Here is a 3,159-nt window from a genome sequence, read left to right on the forward strand (position 1 = left end):
TTTTTACTTCATTCAATAGCTTATTACATCAGTGCAGGGTAACAGCTTTTCGCATCCTGGTGAGATGCCTGCTACTGATGCCGAGATAGGACGCGATACAATGTAAAGGAACTCTTTGCAAAAGATCAGGCTCCAACTCCAGTATTTTACGGTACTTTATGATAGCGCTGTCGGTTTTACTATCCTCTGCCTGCTGCGTCATCTTCAAATATTCCCGCGCTATAAGAACGCGTGTAAACTGATTCCAGAACAAATATTTATCAAGTAGTTCGTCCAGACTTCTTTTATTGATCTCCAATAAGGTCGTATCTTCCATTGCAATAATGGAAAGCCTTGAAGGTTCTCCGGAAATAAAGCTTTGAAAAGACGTTTCCATCTCACCTTCTTTAGCGAAGCACCGGGTCACTTCTTCACCTTTTTCGTTGACATAAAAAGAGCGACATAAGCCATGCCCAATAAATCCCATCGAAGTGCAAATCTCTCCTTCCCTGATAAAATAAGCCCCTTTACGAATGCTTACAGTGGTGAACACCTGTTGAGCAGCCTCTAAGGCCGCAGCATCCGGAACACATATCTTACTAATAAAATCGATAAAAAGCTGCCACATATTTTTAAAGCGTTACCACCAATACTATTCAACTGCGTATCGCAGTTTTCATAGCTTTTGATCTTTCATTTTTGTCAAAAATAATTCACCGAAGGGAGCTATTTCGTAACCAACGGTGTGGCTAATAGTTAATCCCAGATTTTTTAACTTACGAATATTCAGCTTTAGCCAATCTTTGTCGAAGCCTGTCAATGCTGATATGCCCAAAGCATGAACATGTGGATGCTTTTGGATAGCTTGTAACACGTTCATCGTCCAGCTGCCTTGTTTACTGCGTGTGTCCAATCGCTGTAATTTCACCTTCAATTGTTCAAACGTTTCCTCCGTGAGTATAGATTGCTCTCTAAGCTCTATTCTCGGATCTTTGGAGTGATAGGCGACAGACATCCTGAACACCACCCCATCTTTGTTATGAGTAAAAGATTTCAGTAAATGCTGCCTGTCTGTAAATCCGGCTTCCCTGGCATCCCGCTCAGTAATGTCCTTTTCGTCAATGACCCGAACCCCGGTAATTTTGATTAGTCCAACCGCAGTATGCAACAGGGTTCCGTTTTGTATAGCTGCCCGTTTCCACTTGCGAAAGGCTAATGTTACTGTACCTTCCTGTATTCCCTGGAGATGTGTTTGTTTGAACAGCATGGCTTAAATTGCTGAAGTTATCAATTATAATATAATCCCCCAATCATTGCAATAAAAAAAGAACAGTTCATTGAAAAGACATTAGCTCCATTACCCGGTTAAAACAAGCCTGATAGCACCTCGCATAAATACCGGATTAAGCAATCTTCACTCACAGTAAATTGAGAAGCGGGAATTTCGCTGGGTATCAGATTAGTTCTTCGCATTTTATAACCTCCTATGTAAAAACATTGCGCGGTTTTAGTAAAAACGCAATAATGTATTCAAAACGGTGGTGATTAACAGGCAGGTAGTGATGATAAGAACATTAACAACTGCCCTCAGTAACCATGCTTGTTTCGACAGGCTATAGTTGCTATATTTTGCGATGACTACGCCTAGCCCCATTACCAGGAACCATACCGTAAAAAAAAGTGAAACCTTACTTCTTAAGAGAGTTGTGATCAAATCATGAATCAATCCGCAACATATAAACGTCAATATTACAGAAACCCCGTCCGGAAATATCTTTTTCAGAGGCCGAAAAATTTTTGTTGTCAGATGATAGCCAAAAACAGGATTCCAGAAATTCCAGAATTTAGCGAAATTGGCAGCGCCAAGTGACCGTTGTAAGTTGTTCCGAAGCGACATCGGATGTCCCGGGGGAACACCGTTTCGCTTTGTTATATAATCAGAAAGTTTCAGTTTTATGTACTTTAACCGAGCAGGGATATCTTATAAAGATACGAAATAAAAAATTGATCGTTCCACCGCGGGAACTACCGGTGCAGCTGCACCAATCGCGTAAAAAATGAGAACGGTAAGGATATTACAAAGCGGCATTGTATTATAATCCACCCACATCAATTCTATTGAAATGCACCGAGTTGGTTTGTGAAGACACAAACTTAAGCATAGCACTGGTCAGTGTCCCCACTGACTCGATGGGGAGGTTAGACCATATGTAATAATATTTTGATACCTGTTTGTTATTATAGCTTCCCTAATAATTCTTTAGTTATCTGAGCTACTTAGCAGTGATATATTCTGTTTCAGACTAAGAGGAATGAATGCGATCGCCCTGGAGAATACCCGGCAGGCTCAAAAGAACCTACAAAAGGAAGTAGGTACAACGCAAAAATTGAATTAAACCCGAATTACCAGGGTAGTTCCATCAATTACTGATGCCGCACCAGGCCCCTGATTATATTGCCTGACACACCTGTCCCTGTGTTACTATAACAGTTCTACTTAACTTTGATTTTACGAGGGGAATAATTGATGGCGATGAAGTACTGCATTGGTTAACGAACTAAACACACGGTTATATGCAAATTAAAACGCATTCTATAAACGATATGAAAGTGGCGGAAATTATTACAGATAAAATAGTTTTAAAAACCACCGAAGACGGGCTTGATCTGCTGGGACATCTGTATTACGACGGGTTTGAAAAGATCATCATCCACGAAAAAAATATCACCCCCGACTTCTTCAATCTGAAAACAAAGCTAGCCGGAGATATACTTCAAAAATTTGCGCAGTACAGGATGCCTTTGACTATTGTCGGAGATTTCTAGAAATTTAGTAGCAGCAGTTTATTTGATTTCATAGCGGAGAGCAATAAGGGAAACCATATTAATTTTGTAAACACGTTACCGGAGGCTATCAATCGATAAATGCTCTATATCTATGTTTTTTAGTCAGGATAATAAAGCCTGAATATATTTACGATACGCTCGCAAGTGATGCATTGACGGGCATAACACAGGACCTTGATGAAAAAGAAAATCACCTTTTATTTTTTTGTAGTTATTGCGCTGTGCACCTTATCTGCATGCGAACAGGGTAGAAATTACACCTATATCGAAGTGTTTGAAGTTAAGGCGGAAAAGGGGCATCGCTTTAAAAAATTCAAAACAGGAAAAATATTT

Annotated in this window: 2 protein-coding genes and 1 pseudogene; 1 reads left to right on the top strand and 2 read right to left on the bottom strand. The window is 39.9% G+C overall.

All coding sequences use genetic code 11. The features are described 5' to 3' along the window. Positions 1-28: 28 nt before the first annotated feature. The gene (locus ACOJS8_RS14165) at positions 29-607 is read right to left on the bottom strand and encodes a Crp/Fnr family transcriptional regulator (protein WP_420149199.1); all 579 of its coding nucleotides are present in this window, start codon (positions 605-607) and stop codon (positions 29-31) included. A 48-nt stretch (positions 608-655) separates the two neighbouring features. Further along, positions 656-1,246: a hypothetical protein gene (locus tag ACOJS8_RS14170; protein ID WP_420149200.1), complete on the bottom strand. Its 591-nt coding sequence runs from the start codon at positions 1,244-1,246 to the stop codon at positions 656-658. Between the two features lie 1,337 nt (positions 1,247-2,583). On the opposite strand from ACOJS8_RS14170, the pseudogene ACOJS8_RS14175 reads away from it, so the two are divergent. Then, a pseudogene (locus tag ACOJS8_RS14175) lies at positions 2,584-2,904 on the top strand (DUF4180 domain-containing protein). Positions 2,905-3,159 lie beyond the last annotated feature (255 nt).

Origin of the sequence: Spirosoma sp. (assembly GCF_048594605.1) — a bacterium.
Lineage (GTDB): Bacteria > Bacteroidota > Bacteroidia > Cytophagales > Spirosomataceae > Spirosoma.

Coding starts and splice junctions, on each gene's coding strand:
- ACOJS8_RS14165 (WP_420149199.1), bottom strand. CDS start 607: ATGTGGCAGCTTTTTATCGATTTTATTAGTAAGATATGTGTTCCGGAT.
- ACOJS8_RS14170 (WP_420149200.1), bottom strand. CDS start 1,246: ATGCTGTTCAAACAAACACATCTCCAGGGAATACAGGAAGGTACAGTA.